Source organism: Stenotrophomonas sp. 2YAF26 (assembly GCF_052114625.1).
In the GTDB taxonomy this organism is placed as follows: domain Bacteria; phylum Pseudomonadota; class Gammaproteobacteria; order Xanthomonadales; family Xanthomonadaceae; genus Stenotrophomonas; species Stenotrophomonas indicatrix.
This window is the reverse complement of record NZ_JBFRFC010000010.1, coordinates 74,708-96,265: the sequence shown is the minus strand read 5'-3', so window position 1 is coordinate 96,265 and position 21,558 is coordinate 74,708. Positions and strand designations below refer to the sequence as shown.

The window sequence follows — 21,558 nt, the reverse complement described above, 5'->3', positions numbered from 1 at the left end:
GCTGGCGTGATGCGGACGTGGGGGAGCGGCAGATCAGTCCGCCGCTCGCAGAAGGGGGTCGACCAGGGAGCGCGGCTGCGCGCGAAGCACGGCAGCGGCAATCTGGCGGAAGAAGGGCGAGGGCCCTTTGTAGCTGCCTATAGCGTTGTCCATCAAACGGTGGCGCGCCGGACTGCAGCCATTGCGCATGCACAGATGGAGACCGGAGACCATGGCCTTGCGCTTGTCGGCAAAACTGTCAATCCGTACTTCCAGCACGTCCACCAACGCTACATGGCGCCACCGATGCAGGCTGCCGATGTTGTGATAGCGCATGTGGCCGGCAGCAGCGTCCAGTTCGACGCGCTGCCACATGATGGGCGCGCCGATGAGCGTGATGACGGTCATGCCGACCAGCGCAACCACCGGTACCGCCCACCAGGATTCCTTCCCTGTCCACGCCAACATGCCGCCAAGGATCGCACCACTGATCAGCCCCAGTACGGCAGGCAGTTGCACCAGTTCCATTCCGGTGCGGTAGCGCTTCACGGTCATCCTTGAGTCTCCTGTCGAATGCTGGTTCAGTCCGCGAACTGCTGCTTGAGCTGCTGCTTGAGCTGCTGCAGGGCGATGGCGCGATGGCTGATGGCGTTCTTCAACGCAGGTTCCATTTCCGCAGCGGTCAGGCCGTGGGTGGTATCCAGGAACACCGGGTTGTAGCCGAAGCCGTTGCTGCCGCGCAGTTCGCGGATGATCTGTCCTTCCCAGCGGCCTTCGCAGATCAGCGGCTGCGGGTCGGTGGCGTGCCGCAGCAGCACGATCACCGCATAGAAGCGGGCGCTGCGCTGGCCATCGGCGATATCGGCCATTGCTTCCAGCAGCTTGGCGTTGTTGGCCGCTGCATTGGTCGGATGGCCCGCATAGCGGGCGCTGTACAGCCCCGGCGCACCACCGAGGGCATCGACGATCAGCCCCGAATCATCGGCCAGCGCCGGCAGGCCGGTCGCTTCGCAGGCGGCGCGCGCCTTCAGCAGCGCGTTCTCAACGAAGGTCAGGCCGGTCTCTTCCACATCGCCCAGGCCCAGTTCGGCGGCCGAAGTGATCTGCAGCGGCAGATCGGCGAGGATTTCCTGCATTTCCACCAGCTTGCCAGCGTTGTGGCTGGCCAGGACAAGCTTCTTCATCAGCGGGGCTCCAACAGGTCCCAGGTATTGCCGTACAGGTCGCGGAACACCGCGACCGTGGCGTAGGGTTCTTCGCGCGGTTCTTCCAGAAACTGGACACCGGCAGCCAGCATCGCCGCGTGGTCGCGGCGGAAGTCATCGGTGTTGAGGAAGAAGCCGACACGACCACCCGTCTGGTTGCCGATACGGCTGCGCTGCTCGTCGTCGCTGGCGCGGGCCAGCAGCAGGGCGGCGGCGCTGCCATCGGTCGGGCCGACCACTACCCAGCGCTTGCTGCCCTGGTCGATGTCGTCCAGCAGCTGGAAGCCGAGCTTGCCGGTGTACCAGGCAATGGCTTCGTCGTAGTCGGCCACCACCAGGGTGGTCAGGGCGATGCGCCGGTTCATGCCGACAGCGCTGCCTGCTGCGCGGCCAGCAGCTCGGTCACGCCCTTCTCGGCCAGGCCCAGCAGCGCATCGAGTTCGTCACGACGGAAGGCATGGCCTTCAGCGGTGCCCTGCAGTTCGATGAAACCGCCGCCGTCGTTCATCACCACGTTCATGTCGGTGTCGCAGTCGCTGTCTTCGGGGTAATCCAGGTCCAGCACCGGGGTGCCGCGGTAGACGCCGACCGACACCGCCGCCACCGCGCCGAGGATCGGGTTGCGCTTGATGTCACCGCGCTTCATCAGCACGTTCACTGCATCGACCAGGGCCACATAGGCGCCGGTGATGGCAGCAGTACGGGTGCCACCGTCGGCCTGAAGCACGTCACAGTCCAGGGTGATGGTGCGTTCGCCCAGTGCGTTGCGGTCCACGCAGGCGCGCAGGCTGCGGCCGATCAGGCGCTGGATCTCCAGCGTGCGGCCGCCCTGCTTGCCGCGTGCGGCCTCGCGGTCGCTGCGGGTGTGGGTAGCGCGCGGCAGCATGCCGTACTCGGCGGTCACCCAGCCTTCGCCCTTGCCACGCAGGAAGCCCGGCACCCGGTTCTCGATGCTGGCCGTGCACAGCACGCGGGTTTCACCGAAGCAGACCAGCACCGAACCTTCGGCGTGGCGGGTGAAACCGCGCTGGATGACGACCGGGCGCAGCTGATCGGGCTGACGGCCACTGGGGCGGAAATCGGACATGGGGCAGGTTCCGTAGGGAAAGGGAGTACGCCACCATCCCCGCGGCCTTCACGGGGCGGGGAAAGGGGCTCAAAAGAGACCGCTAGGGTACCATTCCCCCTTTGCAAGCACCGGATACATCCATGATTCGAAGCATGACGGCCTATGCCGGCGGCGAGCGCTCCACCCCGTGGGGAACGCTGGGCTGCGAGCTGCGCTCGGTCAACCACCGCTTCCTGGAAGTGGGCACGCGCCTGCCCGAGGAACTGCGCGCATTGGAACCGCAGCTGCGCGAACGCATTTCCGCGCGCCTGAGCCGTGGCAAGCTGGATCTGGTGATGCGCCTGCGCGCGCCGGAATCGGCTGCCAGCCTGCAGGTCAACGAGGTGCTGCTGGGCCAGCTGGGCCAGCTGGCGCACCGCCTGACCTCCGATTTCCCCAACCTGCAGGTCAGCTTCACCGACCTGCTGCAGCTGCCGGGTGTCACCCAGGGCGAGGCCACCGATGCGGCAGCCCTGCAGATTGAAGCACTGGCGCTGCTGGACCAGGTGCTGGAGGGCTTCATCGCCGCCCGCGAGCGTGAAGGCAATACGCTGGCCACCGCCGTCGCCGAGCGCGTGGATGCCATCGAGCGCATCGCCGCCGAGGTGCGCACGCTGATTCCGGCCATTCGCGACGGCCAGCGCACCAAGCTCGCCGCCCGCCTGGCCGACCTGCCGCATCCGGTTGATCCGGGCCGCGCCGAGCAGGAACTGGTGATGTGGCTGCAGAAGCTGGACGTGGACGAGGAGCTGGATCGCCTGTCCAGCCATATCGTCGAGATCCGCCGCGTGCTCAAGCAGCGTGAACCGGTCGGCCGCCGCCTGGACTTCCTGCTGCAGGAGTTCAACCGCGAGGCCAACACGCTGGGCTCCAAGTCGGTGGACAGCCGCACGTCCAACGCCGCCGTCGAGCTGAAGGTGCTGATCGACCAGATCCGCGAGCAGGTGCAGAACATCGAATGAGCATTTCCACGCCCCCGGCCGCGATCGCACGCGGCACGCTGTACATCGTTGCCGCGCCCTCCGGCGCCGGCAAGAGCAGCATCGTCAACGCCACCCTGGCGCGCGACCCGCAGATCGCGCTATCGATCTCGTTCACCTCGCGGGCCATGCGCCCGGGTGAAGTGAACGGCCAGCACTACCACTTCGTCAGCGCGGAGAAGTTCGAGGAGATGATCGCTGCCGGCGACTTCTTCGAACACGCCTGGGTGCATGGTGACTGGAAGGGCACCGCCCGCCAGTCGGTGGAGCCGCAGCTGAACGCCGGCCAGGACGTGCTGCTGGAAATCGACTGGCAGGGCGCGCAGCAGGTGCGCCAGCTGGTGCCGGGCACGGTGACGGTGTTCATCCTGCCGCCGTCCAAGCAGGCCCTGCAGGACCGCATGCGCAAGCGTGGCCAGGACAGCGAGGCGGTCATCGCCCAGCGCTTGGGCGCCGCCCGCGATGAAATGCTGCACTTCAACGAATTCGACTACGTCATCGTCAATGAAGTGTTCGACACCGCCGTGGACGAACTGTGCGCGATCTTCACCGCCAGCCGCCTGCGCCGGGACGCCCAGAAGGTCCGGCACGCCGGCCTGATCCAGGCGCTATTGACCCCGGATGCGAGTTCAACTGATTGATTCCTAAAGGGTCCGGTGGGGGTTGGCTTGATTTTGTCCAGCCCCTGCCAGTACACTCCGTCCCCTTTCCCTCATTCGACTGAGCGGCCGACCGGTCGCCGGGAGCCCGTATGGCCCGCATTACCGTAGAAGATTGCCTGGAAGTCGTTAACAACCGTTTCGAGCTGGTGATGATGGCTTCCAAGCGCGCCCGTCAGCTCGCCAATGGCGTGCAGGCCACGCTGGACAACAGCGAGACCGAGGACAAGCCGACCGTGCTGGCACTGCGCGAGATCGCTGCCCGCAAGATCGACAACGCGCTGATCGACGAAGTCGAGAAGGCCGAGCGTGAGCGCGCCGAGCGCGAAGCGCTGGAGTGGGCCGCCGCTGAAGTGGTCGCCGACGAAGACATGTCCAAGAACGACGATTGATCGCATCGATCAACGTCATTGCTGGATACGCCGAACAGCCCGCCCCGTGCGGGCTGTTTCGCATTCAGGGTTTGCCGTAAACGTCGCGCTGGCATAGGCTTTGGCCATGAACCCAGGCCCCACTGCCAAGGTCGCCGCAGTCCCCGCTGCCGCCGTACCCGATTACGTCCTCCAGCTCGAACGCGCCGCCCACTATCTGCCGCCCGAGCAGCTGCCGCTGCTGCGCCGTGCGTGGGAAGTCGGCGCCTCCGCGCACGCTGGGCAGACGCGCAAGTCGGGCGAGCCCTACATCACCCATCCGGTGGCCGTGGCCCAGGTGCTGGCCGAGCTCGGCCTGGACGTGGAAGCGCTGATCGCCGCGATTCTGCACGACACCATCGAAGACACCCCGCTGACCCGCGAGGCCCTGTCCGCCGAGTTCGGCGAAGCCGTGGCCGAACTGGTGGACGGCGTCACCAAGCTGGACAAGCTGAAGTTCCGCGACCGCCAGGAAGCGGCCGCCGAAAGCTTTCGCAAGATGCTGCTGGCGATGTCGCGCGACCTGCGCGTGATCATGATCAAGCTGGCCGACCGCCTGCACAACATGCGCACGCTGGGCGCGCAGAGCCGCGAAGCGCGCGGCCGCATCGCCCGCGAGACGCTTGAGATCTACGCCCCGATCGCGCAGCGGCTGGGCATGAGCCTGGTCAAGAGCGAACTGCAGAACCTCGGCTTCAAGGCGCTGTACCCGTGGCGCCACGCGATCCTGGAAAAGCACATCCGCAGCCAGCCGGTCGTGCGCCGCGAGGCGCTGGCGCAGGTGGAAGTGCAGCTGTCGCAGCGCTTGGCCAAGGAGGGCATCGAGCACCGCCTGGTCAGCCGCATCAAGACCCCGTGGAGCATCTACAACAAGATGCGCGACGAGAACAAATCCTTCGACCAGGTGATGGATGTGTTCGGCTTCCGCCTGGTGGTGCGCGGCGTACCGCAGTGCTACCACTCGCTGGGCGCGGTGCATGCCGCGTTCAAGCCGCTGGATGGGCGCTTCCGCGATTTCATCGCCATTCCCAAGGCCAACGGCTACCAGTCGCTGCACACGGTGCTGTTCGGCCCGTATGGTTCGCCGATCGAGGTGCAGATCCGCACCGAGGAAATGGACCTGATCGCCGAGCGCGGCGTGGCTGCGCACTGGACCTACAAGTTCGGCGGTGATTCGCCCAACAGCGCGCAGAGCCGCGCCCACGCCTGGATCGTCGAACTGATCGATTCGCAGCGGGCCGCCGGTTCGTCGCTGGAGTTCCTCGACAACGTCAAGGTCGACCTGTTCCCGGACGAGGTCTACCTGTTCACCCCCAAGGGCAAGATCCTGGCCCTGCCGCGCAATTCCACCGCGCTCGACTTCGCCTACGCCGTGCATACCGACGTCGGCAACATGGCCGTGGCCTCGCGCGTGGACAAGAAACTGGTGCCGCTGCGTACCAAGCTGGTGTCGGGGCAGTCGGTGGAGATCATCACCGCGCGCTCGGCCACGCCCAAGCCGCAGTGGCTCGAATTCGTGGTCACCAGCAAGGCGCGCACCGCCATCCGTCACCAGCTCAAGCAGCTGGAGCACGAAGACGCCGTGCAGCTGGGCCACCGTATGCTCGATCGTGCGCTGGAAGCGATGGACAGCTCGCTGGAACGCCTGCCCAAGGGCCGCCTGGATGCCTTCCTGGCCGAGCACCGGTTCCCGCGTCTGGAAGCCCTGCTGGCTGAAGTCGCGCTGGGCAACTGGATGCCGACCCAGGCCGCGCAGGCACTGATGGCCTACGCCGAACTGCGCGGCGGCGTGCATTCGCGCCACAGTTCGCAGGAAAAGATTCTGATCAACGGCAGCGAGCGTGGCGTGGTCACCTTCGCCGGCTGCTGCCAGCCCATTCCGGGCGACGACATCATGGGCTACCACACGGCCGGCAAGGGCATCGTGGTGCACCGCATGGATTGCCCGAACCTGGCCGAACTGCGCAAGTCGCCCGAGCGTTGGGTGCTGATCGGCTGGGATACCACCGTATCCGGCGACTACGACACCTCGCTGGTGGTGGAAGTGGAGAACGGTACCGGCGTGCTTGCACAGCTGGCCGCGGCGATCGCGCAGAGCCATTCCAACATCGAGCGCGTGGATTACCTGGACCGCGATTTCAACGCCGCAGTGCTGGCGTTCAACATGGATCCGTTTCCCGCCGGGAAACGGATCCGACCCCAGCCGACATTGCCCCCACCCGGTACAATCACCGCTCTGTTTTCCCCCAACGCACCGGAGCGACCCATGTCCCGCCAGATCATCAACACCGAAAAGGCCCCGGCCGCCATCGGCCCGTACTCGCAGGCCGTGCGCGCCGGCAACACCGTGTATTTCTCCGGCCAGATTCCGCTCGACCCGGCCACCGGCGACATCGTCGGCGTCGGTGACGTCGAAGCGCAGGCCCGTCGTGCCTTCGACAACCTCAAGGCCGTGGCCGAAGCCGCTGGCGGTTCGCTGGACAAGGTCGTGCGCCTGGGCCTGTACCTGACCGACTTGGCCGAATTCGCCAAGGTCAACGCGGTGATGCAGGACTACTTCCAGGCCCCGTTCCCGGCCCGTTCCACCATCGAAGTCTCCGGCCTGCCGAAGGGCGCCAACTTCGAGGTCGACGCGGTGATGGTCATCGACTGACCGCCACGTGGCACGCAAGGCGGCGGTCACCCCGGCACTGGCACCGTCCGGTGAAGCATCGCTTGCGATGCTCGCCGGCGTCGGGCCGGCCGTGGCCGCCAAGCTGCAGGCGCGTGGCCTGGCCACCCTGCAGGATCTCTGGCTGCACCTGCCGCTGCGCTATGAAGACCGTACCCGGCTGACCCGCATCGAAGACCTGCGCAACGGCATTCCGGCGCAGGTGGAAGTGCGGGTGGTCGCCGTCGAGCGCGGCATGCGCTACCGGCCGATGCTGAAAGTAGCGGTGGAGGATGAAGGGCAGGGCACGCTGGTGCTGCGCTTCTTCCATTTCCGCCAGCAGCAGGTCGGCCAGTTCGCGGTCGGCAACCGCCTGCGCTGCTTTGGTACGCCCAAACCGGGGCACCTCGGGTTGGAGATTGTCCATCCCAGCTACCAGGTACTGGGCCGCAACGACGATCCCGATCTCGGCGACCGCCTCGACCCGGTGTATCCCACCGTCGAAGGTGTCGGCCCGATGACGATGCGCAAGCTGATCGGCCAGGCGCTTGATCGCCTGCCGGAAGAAAGCACGCTGGAACTGCTGCCGACCGGCTGGCTCGAGGGCCTCGGCCTGCCATCGCTGCGCAGTGCGCTGCTGACCGTGCATCAACCACCGCCGGATGCAGACCTGGCCGCACTTGCCGCCGGTACCCATCCAGCGCAGCGCCGGCTGGCAATGGAAGAACTGCTGGCGCACCACCTCAGCCTGCGTCGCCAGCGCATTGCGTTGCAGGCGCATCACGCGCCGCCGCTGGCCGGTCCCGGCAAGCTGGCCAAGGCGTTGTTGAAGCAGCTGCCGTTCGCCTTGACCGGCGCGCAGGCACGTGTGTTCAAGCAGATCCGCGAAGACCTTGCGCGCCCCAGCCCGATGTTGCGGCTGGTGCAGGGCGATGTCGGCTCGGGCAAGACCGTGGTGGCGGCATTGGCAGCGATGCTGGCGGTGGAACAGGGCAAGCAGGTCGCACTGGCCGCCCCCACCGAACTGCTGGCCGAACAGCATCTCAACAACCTGCGCGGCTGGCTGGAGCCGCTGGGCGTGCGCATCGCCTGGCTGGCCGGAAAGGTCACCGGCAAGGCGCGCGCAAAGGTGATGGAACAGGTCGCCAACGGCGAAGCGCAGGTGGTCGTGGGTACCCACGCGCTGATGCAGGAGGCGGTGGTATTCCACGATCTGGCGCTGGCCATCGTCGATGAGCAGCACCGCTTCGGCGTGCACCAGCGCCTGGCGCTGCGCGACAAGGGCAAGGGCGGCAACAACGTGCCGCACCAGCTGGTGATGACCGCCACGCCGATTCCGCGCACGCTGGCGATGTCCGAATACGCCGATCTGGATGTATCGGCCATCGACGAACTGCCGCCGGGCCGCACGCCGGTGCAGACCGTGGCACTGAACAACGATCGCCGCCCCGAGCTGATCGAGCGTATCGCCCTGGCCTGCCGCGAAGGGCGGCAGGTGTACTGGGTGTGCACGCTCATCGAAGAAAGCGAAGAACTGGATGCCACCCCGGCACAGGCCACCTACGAATCGCTGCAGGCGCTGCTGCCGGGCGTGCGCGTGGGGCTGGTGCATGGCCGGCTGAAAGCGGCCGAGAAGCTGGCGACGATGGTCGCGTTCAAGGCCGGCGACATAGACCTGCTGGTGGCCACCACCGTGATCGAAGTCGGCGTCGACGTGCCCAATGCCTCGCTGATGGTGATCGAGAACGCCGAGCGCCTGGGTCTGGCCCAGCTGCACCAGCTGCGTGGCCGCGTCGGCCGTGGTTCGGCGGTGTCGCGCTGCGTGCTGCTGTACCAGGCACCGCTTTCGCAGATGGCGCGCGAGCGCCTGCAGACCATGCGCGAAACCAACGACGGTTTCGTCATCGCCGAGAAGGATCTGGAACTGCGCGGTCCCGGCGAACTGCTGGGCACCCGCCAGACCGGCCTGGCCGGTTTCCGCATCGCCGATCTTGCGCGCGATGCGGGCCTGCTGCCAGGTGTGCATGAACTAGCCGAACGGTTGCTGGCGCAGCAACCGGCGCTGGCAGATCGCGTGGTGCAGCGCTGGATCGGCACCGCCGTGCGGTACGCCTCGGCGTAAGCTGTGTGGTCGGATCCCTTTGCATGGCAAAGGGCTCTGACCCCATGCCCTGGCGCTCATCCACGCATGGCGTGGATCTACTGCGCGCTGCGCGCGTGAGTCGAGCACGGCTCGACTCTACAGACAGCCTTCTCGACCATCTCGTGGATGTGTCGACCAAGGTCGACACCTACCAGTACAGGACGCTGTTCCGACAGGCCGCGGAAATCTGTCGAAGGCGGGGTGGATCCGGTTGCGGGGGTGTCCGCGGCATGGATGCCGCGGCCAAGCCTCCATGGATGGATTCACGGCGTCCCCCGCCACCGGGCCCACCCCGCCATCCCCCGGAACCGAGCTTTTGACGTTGACGTAGACGTTGATTCTGCGGGTGCCGGGCGCAGCCCGGCCGATACTTGCAACGGTCATCTTCCCGGTCCACACTTCGTTGCCGATCTGAAGACGGCAACGATGACCAAGAAGATCCCGCTGTTGATCGATACCGACCCCGGTGTCGACGACGCACTGGCCCTGCTGATGGCCTTCGCCGATGAACGGCATGACGTGGTCGCGCTGACCATCGCCGCCGGCAACGTAGGCCTGCAGTACACCGTCCGCAACGCCCTCAAGCTCTGCGACATCGTCGGCCGCACCGACGTGCCGGTGTTCGCCGGCAGTCCCGATCCGCTGCTGCATCCGTCCGTTGACGCCGCCCACGTGCATGGCCGTGATGGCTACGGCGACGTGGACCTGCCGCCGCCCAGTCGCCAGGCCGACGCCGAGCACGCCGCATTGGCGATCCTGCGTTTGTCGCACGAACATGCCGGCGAACTGATGCTGGTGATGCTCGGCCCGCTGACCAACCTGGCGCTGGCGCTGAAGCTCGATCCGACCCTGCCCCAGCGCATCAAGCGCATCGTGGTGATGGGCGGCGCAGTCACCTGCCACGGCAACATCACCCCCGCCGCCGAATTCAACATCGCCTTCGATCCGGAGGCGGCGCATGTGGTGTTCACCGCGTTCCCGCACCTGCTGGTGTCGGACTGGGAAGCCACCGTTGCCCACGGCCTGCCGCTGACCGAAGCCGAACAGTGGCTGGGCGCCGATTCCGATCGCGCGCGCTTCTACGAGCTGATCTCGCGCAAGACCCGTGGCCTGTCCGAAGACAGCAAGGGCGGCCGTTGGTACACCGCCGATGCGCTGGCCATGGCCTGGGCGTTGAACCCGGAAGGGCAGCTGCAGGTCGAGTCGCGGCCGCTGAATGTGGAACTGAACGGCACGTTCAGCCGTGGCGCCACCATCGTCGACTGGAACCGGCAGACCGGCCAGCCCGACAACTGTGATCTGCTGATGGCCTACGACCAGGGGCGTTTCGAGGCCCTGGTACGCCAGGCCCTGGGCGCGGACTGAGATTCGCCCCCCGCACTGGTTGCCCCGGGCGGCAACCAGTGCTTATAATGCCGCTCTTGACCACCAGCCCATTTACGGTGTGAGCCCATGAAGGCCGATATCCATCCGAACTACCGCGACGTCGTCTTCCATGACGTCACCTCCGATTTCAAGATCCTGACCCGCTCGACCATGGCGACGAAGGAAACCATCAAGTGGGAAGACGGCAACGACTACCCGCTGGTGAAGGTTGAAATTTCCTCGGCTTCGCATCCGTTCTACACGGGCAAGCACAAGGTCATCGACACCTCGGGCCGTATCGACAAGTTCCAGAAGCGCTACGCGCGCTGATACGTCGTACCCGGTTCGAACCGACGGCCGCGCTCTGCGCGGCCGTTTGTTTTTGTCCAGCGCCTACCCAACGGGCGTTTGGATGGACGGAACACTGCGTCCTTGTGACAACGCGTTTGCCGATCCCGGCCGCTCGCTGGCAGGGTGCCGGCTGCCTGTCGTCTACGACTTCTGTCTAGCGCCCGGCAAATGCTGCTGTGCGATAATGACCTGATCCCCGGCACAGGCCGAGGACGTCATTCACGTGCCTGACCAATGCGCTTGGGCAGGCGCCTTCCCATGAAGGAGCGCACACAGTGTCCGATCTTGATCAGGTCACGCTCAACGCCGGCGATAAGTCGGTCGTTCTGCCCGTCATCAAACCCACCCTCGGCAACGACTGCGTCGACATCGCGAAGCTGACCAAGGAAACGGGGTATTTCACCTACGATTCCGGTTTCACCGCGACGGCCAGCTGCAAGTCCGCCATCACCTACATCGACGGCGACAAGGGCGTGCTGCTGTATCGCGGCTACCCGATCGAGCAGCTGTCGGAGAAGTCGAGCTACGTCGAAGTGGCCTACCTGCTGATCAACGGCGAGCGCCCGAGCGCCGAGCAGCTGAAGGCCTTCACCGACGAGCTGGCAGCCGAAGCCAACGTCGATGCGTCGATCAACACCCTGATCGGCAGCTTCGCCAAGGATGCCCATCCGATGGCCATCCTGACCGCCGCCATCGCGCAGCTGTCGGGCATCTACCACGCCTCGCTGGACCTGTCCGACGCCGAACAGCGCCGCCAGGCCGCCGTGCGCCTGATCGCCAAGGTGCCGACCCTGTCGGCGCTGATCTACCGCCACGGCAAGGGCCTGCCGGCCAACAAGCCGGACACCTCGCTGGACTACGTTAGCCGCTTCCTGAAGCAGACCTTCGAGTCGGCCGACGGCAAGTACGAACTGAACCAGGACGTGGTCAAGGCGCTGGACCTGCTGTTCATCCTGCACGCCGACCACGAGCAGAACGCGTCGACCTCGACCGTGCGTCTGGTCGGTTCGACCGGTGCCAACCCGTACGCGTCGGTCGCCGCTGGCGTCACCGCGCTGTGGGGTCCGGCCCACGGCGGTGCCAACGAAGCCGTGCTGAAGATGCTGGAAGAGATCGGTTCGGCCGACAACGTCGAATCGGCCGTGCTCAAGGCCAAGGACAAGACCTCCGGCTTCCGCCTGATGGGCTTCGGCCACCGCGTGTACAAGAACTTCGATCCGCGCGCGAAGGTCATCGGTGAGATGACCGGCAAGGTGCTCAAGCAGCTGGGCGTGCAGGATCCGCTGCTGGACGTGGCCGTGAAGCTGGAACAGGCCGCGCTGCAGGACGAGTACTTCGTCGCCCGCAAGCTGTACCCGAACGTCGATTTCTACAGCGGCATCATCTACAAGGCGCTGCAGATCCCGACCGAGATGTTCACCGTCATGTTTGCCCTGGGCCGCACCTCCGGCTGGGTCTCGCATTGGCTGGAACAGCAGGTCGACCCGGAAATGAAGATCGGCCGTCCGCGCCAGGTCTACACCGGTCACGACGTGCGCGACTACCAGGGCTGATCGCTCTGCGTAGTTTGTGCTGAAGGCGCCCCGCATCCGCGGGGCGTTTTTTTTTGCTTCGCTTCGGTAGATGCCAACCTTGGTTGGCACGCTTCGGCATCCGCCAAAAAAACATCCACGCATGGCCTGGATCTACTGCGGCCCTCTGTTTTGGTTGGCACGCTGTTCGCCGCGCCAAGACCGCGTGATTCAAGGGTCTCACCAGCTTCACAAGCGCTCGCGCAGCCTCAGGACGCCAGCTGCACCCGCAGCACCTGATACGGAGCGTTCGACCCCATGAGTACCCGATTCGACCCGCCTGAGCGCGGCCCGCTTGGTCCCGACGTCGTCACTGTCGTCACCCCTCCCATCGTGCCGCCCACCAGCGAAAGCGCCGTGTCCTGGGGCGCGATCCTGGCCGGCGCCGTTGCCGCCGCCGCACTGTCTCTCATCCTGCTCATCCTGGGGGTCGGCCTGGGTCTGTCCTCGGTCTCGCCGTGGTCGTTCGAGGGCGTTTCCAAGGAAACCTTCGGCTGGACCAGCGTCGTGTGGCTCACCTTCACCGCGCTGGCCGCTTCCGGTCTTGGCGGCTATCTGGCCGGTCGCCTGCGCACCAAATGGACGCAGCTGCACGGCGATGAAACCTACTTCCGCGACACCGCGCACGGCTTTGTGTCGTGGGCCGTGGCCACGCTGCTCACTGCCGGTCTGCTGACCTCGGCCATCGGCGGCGTGCTGGGCGCCGGCGCAAAGGTGGCTGGGGCCACCGCAGGCGCCGCAGTCTCCACCGCAGGTGTTGCTGCTGCCGGTGTCGGCACCGCGGCTGCCGGCGGTCAGGAAGGCGACCTCAACTACTGGGTGGATTCGCTGTTCCGCAATGCCACCACTCCGGGCCCGGACGCAGCCGGTGCACCTCCAGTTCCGCCGGCACCGGGCGCAGCGCCGGGCAACGGCCCGATGGACCCTGCCGCACCACCGCCGCCCCCGGCCGCCGCCAGCGTTGGCCCACGTGATGCCCGCATGGCCCCGCCGCCGCGCCCGATGCCGGGCAATGGCCCGATGGGTGACCGTCGCGAAGTGCGTGCCGAAGTGAACCGCATCATCATCAACAGTCTGCAGGGAGATGGCCTGGACCCGGCCGATACCCAGTACCTGTCGCAGCTGATCGCGCGCGAGACGGGCATGAGCCCCGCCGAAGCGCAGGCCCGCGTGACCGATGTGCAGACCCGCATGCGTGCCGCGCTGGAAAAGGCCAAGACCACCGCCAAGCAGGCTGCTGATGACGCCCGCAAGGCCACGGCCTACGCCGCGCTGTGGCTGTTCATCACCCTGCTGATCGGCGCGTTCTTCGCCAGCCTCAGCGCCACCTGGGGCGGCCGTCGCCGCGACCTGTAACCCGCATCTGATGCAAGGAGACCTGCCATGAAGACGCTTCTGCTCTGGTTCTTGGGCGTACCGATTCCGCTGCTGATCCTGTACGCGATCTTCTTCTGAGATCGTGTCGTTGAGTGAGACCCATCAGGCCGCCGCAAGGCGGCCTGATGTCATCCAGGTGCGCATGAGCATCTGTAGCGTCGAGCCACGCTTGACTCACGTGCACAGCACGCACGGCAGCCAGACGCGGGCCCGGTACTACGCCTCCGCGTACCGGCTCGGCGAACACCCTAGTACACGCCGGAAGGCCGCAGAAAACGCACTCGGGCTGGCATACCCCAGGTCCATGGCGATACGGGTCACGGCCTGTCCCTGTGCCAAACGCTCGATGGCCGACAGCAGGCACACCTGCTGCCGCCACTCGGCAAAACCCACCCCGGTATCTGCGCGGAACATGCGCGTGAACGTGCGCCGGCTCATGCCTGCGTCGGCGGCAACGTCATCGAGGCGCGCTGCCAGCGAGGGAGTATCGAACAGGGCGCGGCAGACACGTGCAAGGCGCGCATCGACAGGCAGCGGTGCATGCAGGGAAAGCATCGGCATCGATGCGATTTCCGCAGCCAGCAACTGCATCAGCTTGCCCTCACGCCCGTTCTCGTCGTACAGCGCAGGCAGATCCACTGCGGCCTCCAGCAACTGCCGCAACAACGGCGATACCGCATACACGCGGCACTGCATTGGCAACGCCACCGCCGTCGCCGTCCCGGCAGACAGGAAGGCGTTGAGCATCGTCACCGGCCCCCGCATGGTCATCTCATGCGCCAGGCCTGCAGGCACCCAGCAGGCGCGCCGTGGGGGAACCAGCCAGCGCCCCTGCGGCGTGGCGACACTGATGGTGCCGCGCGCAGCGAACGCGAACTGCCCGCGCCGGTGGGCATGGCGGGGAAAGGTCGATTCCGCTGCGTAGTCGTTCGAGGTGACCACGACATCGCGTGGCAGGTCTTCGTAGGGATCAAGCAGCGAATTGCGCATGGCCCGGATTCTATAGCGATTGACCCGTCATCGACGGCGCCACTGAGGCGCGCTGCCTAGGATCGGGGATTCCCCCAACTGCACTGGAACCCTATGGCCAATACTTTTCATCGCGTGGGGCACGGATCGCACCCTGTCCTGGTCCTGCATGGCTGGTTCGGCGACGCGCACGCGTTCGAGCCCATCGAGCCATGGCTGTCGCGCAACGACTTCAGCTACATCTTCATGGACTGCCGGGGCTACGGCGGCATGCGTGACGCGCCCGGCGCGTACACCATCGACGAGATTGCATCCGATGCATTGGATCTGATGACCGCCCTCGGCCACGAGCGTTTCAGCGTCGCCGGTCATTCGATGGGCGGCATGGCCATAGAACGCATGGCGGTGCTTGCGCCGGAACGGGTGCGCGGCATGGTGGCCATCGCGCCGGTGCCCTGCGGTGGTATTGCCTACGACGCCGCGACGCGAAGCCTGCTTGAAGCGGCAGCCGGGGACGTCGGCATCCGTCGGACCATCATCGATCGCAGTACCGGCGGACGGCTGCCTGCGCAATGGCTCGACTGGAAGGCCGCGTACTCGGCGGCACATGCTTCACCTGCAGCATTTGCTGCCTATCTTCCAGCCTGGGCGGATACCGATTTCAGCAATGAGATCGTCGGCAATCATCGGTTGAAGGTGCTGGTGGGTGGTCACGATCCCACCTTCAACCGTGCACTGATGGAGCGCACCTATCTGCGCCGCTACCGGCAGGCCACGATGGAGGTCCTGCAGGATGCCGGGCATTACCCGATGAACGAGACGCCGCTGGCCCTGGTGGCGGCCATGGAATCGTTCCTGAAAGACGCGTCGGGTCCGGAATGAATGATTTCTGACATGGGATGTCGTTTTCACATCTTTTCGGATCTATTGCATGGGCATCACATTCGAGGCGATAGAACCTGAGGGTACTTATCCCTGCATGGAGAACACCATGAACCGACGACTCACCCTCGCGCTCTTTGCTACCTCCTTGAGCCTGTTCAGCGCTGGGGCCTTTGCCCAGTACACCGGCCCGGGCGCCACCAGTGCCGTCACCACGGTCGCCGAGGCGCGCGACCAGCGTGACGATCAGCCGGTGGTGCTGCAGGGCACGCTGGTGGCCAAGATCGGCCACGAGCGCTACCGCTTCAAGGACGCCACCGGCGAGATCGATGTGGAAATCGACGACAAGGATCTGCCCAGCCACCAGGCCGTCAGCGCGACCACCGTGGTGGAGCTGCACGGTGAAGTGGATACGCATCGCTTCAAGCCCACCGACATCGACGTGGATCATGTGCGGATCGTCGGCACGCGTTGAGACGGCGGCATTGCACCCGTACGTCGAGCATGGCTCGACTCTGCAAAGTGCATGCCGCGCAATGAGGTTTGTTGCAAAGACCGAATGAGGAAGTTTGCATAACCCTCAAACATTGAACGCCTTCAAGGAATCTCCTTAACGTTCAGCTATTTAGGAATGCTTGAATGGCCGGCGAGGGGTAGGCGTACCTAACATTCTCTCGTCGGCCGCACCCACCTCTGCGGACGGCGCTTCCCTCCCTTTCTCCTTGGGGAGGGGAGCTTTCATATCCCCCTGTCCGAGAGAGACAACCATGCACGCCATTCTGAAGAAGGCCACGCTCGCTGCAGCGCTGGCCACCGTTTCGCTGTCCGCCCATGCATTCGACGCCGACATCAAGGTCTGGGCCAATGTCGACCCGACCCTGGCCCTGCTCAAGGCCGATGGCACCGCGCTGGATTCGGTCGTCAACATGGTCCACAACCCGGTCACTGGCCTGGTGCCGTGGTCGCAGCAGGTGCGCGTCTACTCCAACGATGAAGACAAGGACATCGAAGTGCGCGTCGGCAGCACGCCGCAGCTGCTCAACACCGATGGCAGTGGCGCACCGGTGCCGCTGACCGTCAGCCTCAACGGCAAGGCGCTGACCGTGGCCGCGCAGGACTTCTCCGCCTCTGACCTCTACGACGGCGCGCTGCCGGGCGCATCGATTCCGATGCCGCTGCGTATCGCGCAGACCGTCCAGGCGCCGATCGCCAAGGGCGGTACCTACGAAGGCATCGTCACCATCGCCCTGGTGCAGAAGCCCTAAGTCTGCTGCCGCGCCGGCCCGCTTGCCGGGCCGGCCGCTTCCGGTAACACCCCCATGAAATCTCCCGCACCCGCCGTCACCCGGCTGGCGGTCGCGCTCGCCCTGTCGTTGGCCACGCCCTTGGTCGCGGCGCGCGGCGTTCCCGCCGGTTTCGAGGATCTGGTCGAAGGCCAGACCGAACAACTCGAGGTACGCCTGTTCGGTCGTTCGACCGGGCTGGTGCCGGTGCGCGTGACCTTGGAACACGTGCAGCTGGAGGCCCCGGCCGAGGCGCTGCAGGCATTGCAGCTGCCGGCCGAGGCACAGGCCGCGTTGTTGCCGGCGCTGTCGCAGCCGCTGCCGCGCAACAGCCATCTGGCCTGCCGTTATGGCGGCGCCAGTGCCGGTTGCGGTTACATCGATCCCCCCGAGGAGCCCACCGCCGTGCGCGCGCTGTATGACGAAGGCGAGGGCGCCGTGCGCCTGTTCGTCGCCCGCCAATGGATTCCCGGCGAGCCGGCCGCCGAGCGCTACCACCAGGTCAGCGCCAATGCCGAAAACGCCTTCCTGCACCAGCACACGCTCAATGTCAGTGGCGGCCGCGGCTACCAGTCGCTGGCCGCGCAGGGCATGGGTGCGCTGGGCGTGTTCCAGCGCGGGCACCTGTCCGCCGACTGGACCTTCAGCCAGCAGCATTACCGCGGTGGCCGCGCCAACCGCGACTTCCAGCTGGACAACGCCTATTACCGCCATGACCTGGGGCAGCAGCACTACCTGCAGGCCGGGCGCATGGATCGCCGCAACCTGAGCAGTCCGCAGGGCGGCACCTTCAGTTTCAGCATGCTGCCGATGGATCGCTTCCAGGGCCTGCGCCTGGGTACCACGCAGGCCTACGTGGATGCCGCCGCCGCCGTGCAGGCCACGCCGCTCACCGTGCTGCTGGCACGTGATGCGCGGGTGGATGCCTTCGACGGCGAGCGCCTGCTGCAGACCTTCTACCTGCAGGCCGGCATCAACCAGCTCGATACGCGCCGGTTCCCGCTGGGCAACTACACCATCACCCTGCGCATCTACGAAGACGGCGTGCTGGTGCGCAGCGAGGACGCGCCGTTCGACAAGGGCGGCGACTGGACCGACAGCAGCGTGCAGTGGTTCCTGCAGGGCGGGCGCCGCAACGAACGCCGCAGTGATCGTTTCGATGATGAGCTGGCGGCGATGGGCGGCGTGCGCGTGCCGATGTCGCGCAACGTGGCGATGACGGCCGGCCTCGCCGATCTGGGCGGTTTCAGCTATGGCGAACTGCGGCTGGACCTGCGCCACGTCTTCGCCACCCAGGAGATCCGCGCCACCTTCAGCGGCATGCACGGCAGCGATGGCAGCCGTGGCCAGCAGCATCAGCTTTCGTATCGTCTCCGCGCCTCGTGGAATGTGTACCACCAGCGCATGCGTGGCCGCGCCTGCCAGTTCGAGGACGATGCGCGCGACCGGCTCGGTTGTGCTGATTCGCTCAGCGCCTCGATGGCGCTGCCGGTGGCTGGCGGCAATGCCTATCTGGCCTACACCCGTCGCCAGACCTGGCGCGCAGGCACCGTGCAGCCGGGGCTGGGGGATGATCCGCTGGCGGGGCTGGACCCGCTGTTGCCGCCGTGGATTCCACAGCCCACGCGCGTGCCGCAGCTCAGCCGCACCTGGCAGGCCAGCTACAGCCGCAGCCAGCGCTGGGGCGAGTTCAGTGTCTCCAGCCGCATCGGCGTATGGCAGCAGACCAGCGGCGGCGGCCTGCGCGACGGGCGTGACCGCGGCATCTATTTCAACTTCAGCCTCAACCGCCTGCAGCGCGGCGACCACGGCAGCTCGCAGCGTCGCTACGGCCTGGATGTGCGCCAGCCGCATCACGCACGACCGGACGTCAACTACAGCGCCGGCCAGACCCTGCGCCAGGAGTACGAAGACCAGTACCGCGAAGTGTCCGGCGAACTACGCGGCAACAACAACGAACGGTACAGCGCCACGCTGAGCGGGCAGCTGCAGAACCGCATCGGCCAGACCGGTGCCACGGTATCGCGCTACCAGCACCAGGGCGGCAACGAGGTGGCGTACAGCGCCACACACAGTTCCGGCCTGGCCATCGGCTCGCGCGGGCTGTACTGGGGCGCAGGCGTGGGCGCCGATGCCGGGCTGGCGGTGCAGGTGGACGGCACTGACGATCTGGACCTGACCGGCGTTGCCGCCGAACTGCAGGTAGGCGGACTGCGCCGGCAGCGGCTGAAGCTGGGCGAACGCCGCCTGCTGCCGGTGTCCGCCTACCAATCGCACCGCGCCGAAGTGCAGGACGCCAGCGCTCTGGACAGCATCGCGGCCGTGCGGGTGAGCGGCGTCGGCGGCGCGCGCCCGCTGTTCCTGTCGCCCGGGCGGCTGGTGCGCATGCCGGTGCCGATTGAAGTGACCTACACCTTCATCGGCAACGCCCACGACATCGCCGGTGCACCGCTGCGCGGCGCCCGCATTCTCAACGCGCCGGTGCCCGGCACCGGCAGCAATGGAGGCTTCGTGGCCGACTTCCCACGACGCGAAACGACCCTGTACCTGCTGCAGGACGACCGGCTGCTGCACTGCCCGCTGCAGGTGCGCGAGCGCCGCAGCGTGGTGATGCTGGTGGGCACCGTGCAGTGCGAGCCCCTGGCCGTGGCGCAGTTGCCCGCCGACATCCGCCATCAGGCACGGGTGACGCGACTGCTGCAGGAGCAGGCGTTGATTGCCGCCACGCCGCAGACCGCGGCCGCGGGAGGTGCGCTGTGAACCGCCGGGTGTGGTGGGTGATGGCAGTGTTGTGTGCGTTGGTGGTGTTGGCGCCGCGGGCGATGGCGCAGCGGCCGCCGGAAACGCATCCGACCAGTGAGCATCGCGACATCGTGATGAGCTGGGATCGCTCTGCGATGCCTGGGGATATCGAGTTGTGGGCGCCGAGGACGGTTATGGGCTACAGCAGGGATCACAATCTGCAGTACGGTCGAATCCATCTGACATGCGAATCGAACTCGACCACGAGTACAGGCTTGTGCCCGACTAGTGGACTAGAGAGCCTCGAAAGCGGGCCGGCGCCCATTCTGACGCGGATGGTGGAGGAGCGCAGCGGTCTGACTGCAGACCTTCGCGTCATGGCGGCTCTAAGTCGAGCGATTGGCGAACGTGCATGTGGTCCAGAGTTCTGGCTTGGCTGGAAGCGACCGATCTGGACCTCGCGCCAAGAGGAGTGTGGCGGCGAGAAAGCAATAGGGACCTCTGTTGAACTGCTTCTTCCGGAGAGCGAACTTAATCAGCTTGTCGCTGGTCGTTGGCACGGGAAGCTGATCTTGAACTTGAGGACTGATCCAGCAGGCTCCGTTCTTGCTGTGAACACTTTCAATCTTGCATTCACCATCACCGACTACAACGCGGTCTCCATCTACTTCCCGCTATTCGACCAGGTCACGCCACACGTCGGCCTGAATCTGCAGTATGACCCGATCGCACAGACCGTCGGCGGTCGGGCCCAACTCGACATGTGCCTGTACGACGGACTGGGTTCGCAGAGCCAGTACCTGGGCGTCACCGTGCGCGATAGCGGGCCGCGTCTTCCGGGGCCTTCAGGCTACTCGGTCTGGCATACCGACGGCGGCAGCGACGCCACGCAGCGCGTGGACTACACCGTCACCCTCGATCACAACGGCAGCGCTCTGCCCATGCGCAACGGTGTGGAGCAGCTGCTGCACAGCATCGACACCGCAAAGCTGCGCCTGGTGCTGCTGCCCGGCATGACCCAGCCGGTGTTCTGCGTGCCCACGCCATTGACGCTGGATACCCCCCGCGTGCCGGTCAGCAGCAAACGCCCCGGCTACTACGACGGCGATCTCAAGGTGGAACTGCGCGTTCCCACTGTCACGCCCTGATTCCCATGGAGCCCCCGATGAAGCCTCTCATTCGCTGCCTGCTTCCCTTGTCGCTGCTGATGGCGATGCCTGCCCACGCCAACCTCACCGTGCACCCCATGCGCACTTCGGTGGACGTGAAGAAGGGTGCACAGATCCGAATCTATTCGCAGTCCACCCTGCCGCAGTACGTGCAGGTCTCCATCAAGCGCATCGTCAATCCCGCCGGTGCAGACGAACAGGAGGTCGAGGTCGAGCCCGGCGAAGCGGCCATTGCCATCACCCCCGGCAAGTTCGCGCTTGCCGGTGGTGGCAATCGTCTGATCCGTGTGATTCCGCTGCAGCCGGTCGAGAAGGAAACCGCCTACCGCGTGTACTTCGAAGGCGTGCGTGGCCCTGAAGGGGCTGAACGCGCAGGCGAGGGCGAGCGTGCACAGGCCAACATCGGCGTCAGCCTGGTCTGGGGCGCGTTGGTCAATGTGCTGCCTGCGCAGCCCGCGATGGCGGTACAGGTGGAAGGCAATCGTCTGCGTAACACCGGCACGGTGCGCGTGGGCATCACCAGCATTGCCGACTGCGATGGCGCGCGCTGCACGGCACACGACGTGTCGCGAAGCCTGTATCCGGGTAGTGCGTTGGAGCTGCCTTTCACCGTGCAGCCGGGACACACGCTGCAGATGCGTTACCGCCTGACCCGCGATGGCTATCGCGAGCACATACAGACACACGACCTCTGACATCCCGTCGCTGCGGAACT

At 66.1% G+C, this 21,558-nt stretch carries 20 protein-coding genes and 1 pseudogene; 16 read left to right on the top strand and 5 right to left on the bottom strand.

Annotation, left to right across the window (positions count from 1 at the left end; translation table 11 throughout):
* Positions 1-33: 33 nt before the first annotated feature.
* The 4 genes from AB4Y98_RS12330 to rph are packed head-to-tail and all read right to left on the bottom strand — an operon-like array spanning position 34 to position 2,271.
* On the bottom strand, positions 34-534 hold the full coding sequence (locus AB4Y98_RS12330; RefSeq protein WP_312786540.1) for a hypothetical protein: 501 nt from the start codon (positions 532-534) through the stop codon (positions 34-36).
* A 26-nt stretch (positions 535-560) separates the two neighbouring features.
* Positions 561-1,163, bottom strand: a complete 603-nt coding sequence (gene rdgB, locus AB4Y98_RS12325; RefSeq protein WP_312786539.1) for an RdgB/HAM1 family non-canonical purine NTP pyrophosphatase — start codon at positions 1,161-1,163, stop codon at positions 561-563.
* Complete coding sequence (locus tag AB4Y98_RS12320) at positions 1,163-1,549, bottom strand: VOC family protein (protein ID WP_025874209.1); 387 nt, start codon at positions 1,547-1,549, stop codon at positions 1,163-1,165. Before AB4Y98_RS12320 ends, rdgB begins: the two co-directional genes overlap by 1 nt.
* The gene (rph, locus tag AB4Y98_RS12315) at positions 1,546-2,271 is read right to left on the bottom strand and encodes a ribonuclease PH (RefSeq protein ID WP_353099080.1); all 726 of its coding nucleotides are present in this window, start codon (positions 2,269-2,271) and stop codon (positions 1,546-1,548) included. Before rph ends, AB4Y98_RS12320 begins: the two co-directional genes overlap by 4 nt.
* Before the next feature lie 122 nt (positions 2,272-2,393).
* Between rph and AB4Y98_RS12310 the strand changes: the two genes are divergently transcribed.
* The 10 genes and pseudogenes from AB4Y98_RS12310 (at position 2,394) to AB4Y98_RS12265 (ending at position 13,777) form a co-directional block, all read left to right on the top strand.
* Positions 2,394-3,254, top strand: coding sequence for a YicC/YloC family endoribonuclease (locus AB4Y98_RS12310; protein WP_442244440.1), 861 nt, complete (start codon positions 2,394-2,396; stop codon positions 3,252-3,254).
* A complete protein-coding gene (gene gmk / locus AB4Y98_RS12305; protein ID WP_033831917.1) occupies positions 3,251-3,913 on the top strand; it encodes a guanylate kinase in 663 nt (220 codons plus the stop codon). The genes AB4Y98_RS12310 and gmk overlap by 4 nt, the downstream gene beginning before the upstream one ends.
* Positions 3,914-4,023: 110 nt before the next feature.
* Positions 4,024-4,323: a DNA-directed RNA polymerase subunit omega gene (gene rpoZ / locus AB4Y98_RS12300; protein ID WP_005410877.1), complete on the top strand. Its 300-nt coding sequence runs from the start codon at positions 4,024-4,026 to the stop codon at positions 4,321-4,323.
* A gap of 106 nt (positions 4,324-4,429) precedes the next feature.
* A pseudogene (locus AB4Y98_RS12295) lies at positions 4,430-6,508 on the top strand (RelA/SpoT family protein); the annotation flags it as partial.
* Positions 6,506-6,994: a RidA family protein gene (locus tag AB4Y98_RS12290; protein WP_442244456.1), complete on the top strand. Its 489-nt coding sequence runs from the start codon at positions 6,506-6,508 to the stop codon at positions 6,992-6,994. The pseudogene AB4Y98_RS12295 and the gene AB4Y98_RS12290, both read left to right, overlap by 3 nt.
* Before the next feature lie 7 nt (positions 6,995-7,001).
* Positions 7,002-9,113 (top strand): ATP-dependent DNA helicase RecG, encoded by a 2,112-nt coding sequence (gene recG, locus AB4Y98_RS12285; protein ID WP_046987315.1) that lies wholly within the window; start codon positions 7,002-7,004, stop codon positions 9,111-9,113.
* Between the two features lie 447 nt (positions 9,114-9,560).
* Positions 9,561-10,499, top strand: coding sequence for a nucleoside hydrolase (locus AB4Y98_RS12280; RefSeq protein WP_205405173.1), 939 nt, complete (start codon positions 9,561-9,563; stop codon positions 10,497-10,499).
* Positions 10,500-10,586: 87 nt separating this feature from the next.
* Positions 10,587-10,829 (top strand): type B 50S ribosomal protein L31, encoded by a 243-nt coding sequence (locus AB4Y98_RS12275; RefSeq protein WP_010484049.1) that lies wholly within the window; start codon positions 10,587-10,589, stop codon positions 10,827-10,829.
* A gap of 296 nt (positions 10,830-11,125) precedes the next feature.
* Positions 11,126-12,403 carry a citrate synthase gene (locus AB4Y98_RS12270; RefSeq protein ID WP_033831906.1) on the top strand — a complete coding sequence of 426 codons (1,278 nt, stop codon included), beginning with the start codon at positions 11,126-11,128 and terminating at the stop codon, positions 12,401-12,403.
* 276 nt (positions 12,404-12,679) lie between these two features.
* On the top strand, positions 12,680-13,777 hold the full coding sequence (locus AB4Y98_RS12265; protein ID WP_442244439.1) for a hypothetical protein: 1,098 nt from the start codon (positions 12,680-12,682) through the stop codon (positions 13,775-13,777).
* A gap of 237 nt (positions 13,778-14,014) precedes the next feature.
* Here AB4Y98_RS12265 and AB4Y98_RS12260 read toward each other — a convergent pair whose 3' ends face one another.
* Positions 14,015-14,788: an AraC family transcriptional regulator gene (locus AB4Y98_RS12260; protein ID WP_363731852.1), complete on the bottom strand. Its 774-nt coding sequence runs from the start codon at positions 14,786-14,788 to the stop codon at positions 14,015-14,017.
* Positions 14,789-14,881: 93 nt separating this feature from the next.
* Between AB4Y98_RS12260 and AB4Y98_RS12255 the strand changes: the two genes are divergently transcribed.
* From AB4Y98_RS12255 to AB4Y98_RS12230, 6 genes are all read left to right on the top strand, one after another.
* Positions 14,882-15,649, top strand: a complete 768-nt coding sequence (locus tag AB4Y98_RS12255) for an alpha/beta fold hydrolase (protein ID WP_312787708.1) — start codon at positions 14,882-14,884, stop codon at positions 15,647-15,649.
* Positions 15,650-15,758: 109 nt separating this feature from the next.
* Positions 15,759-16,124 (top strand): NirD/YgiW/YdeI family stress tolerance protein, encoded by a 366-nt coding sequence (locus tag AB4Y98_RS12250; RefSeq protein WP_312787706.1) that lies wholly within the window; start codon positions 15,759-15,761, stop codon positions 16,122-16,124.
* A 292-nt stretch (positions 16,125-16,416) separates the two neighbouring features.
* Positions 16,417-16,914, top strand: a complete 498-nt coding sequence (locus tag AB4Y98_RS12245; RefSeq protein ID WP_442244438.1) for a CS1 type fimbrial major subunit — start codon at positions 16,417-16,419, stop codon at positions 16,912-16,914.
* Between the two features lie 54 nt (positions 16,915-16,968).
* Positions 16,969-19,692, top strand: coding sequence for a TcfC E-set like domain-containing protein (locus AB4Y98_RS12240; protein WP_430766919.1), 2,724 nt, complete (start codon positions 16,969-16,971; stop codon positions 19,690-19,692).
* Between the two features lie 20 nt (positions 19,693-19,712).
* On the top strand, positions 19,713-20,822 hold the full coding sequence (locus AB4Y98_RS12235) for a CfaE/CblD family pilus tip adhesin (protein ID WP_442244455.1): 1,110 nt from the start codon (positions 19,713-19,715) through the stop codon (positions 20,820-20,822).
* Between the two features lie 17 nt (positions 20,823-20,839).
* Complete coding sequence (locus tag AB4Y98_RS12230) at positions 20,840-21,538, top strand: pilus assembly protein (RefSeq protein ID WP_430766921.1); 699 nt, start codon at positions 20,840-20,842, stop codon at positions 21,536-21,538.
* Positions 21,539-21,558: the final 20 nt, after the last annotated feature.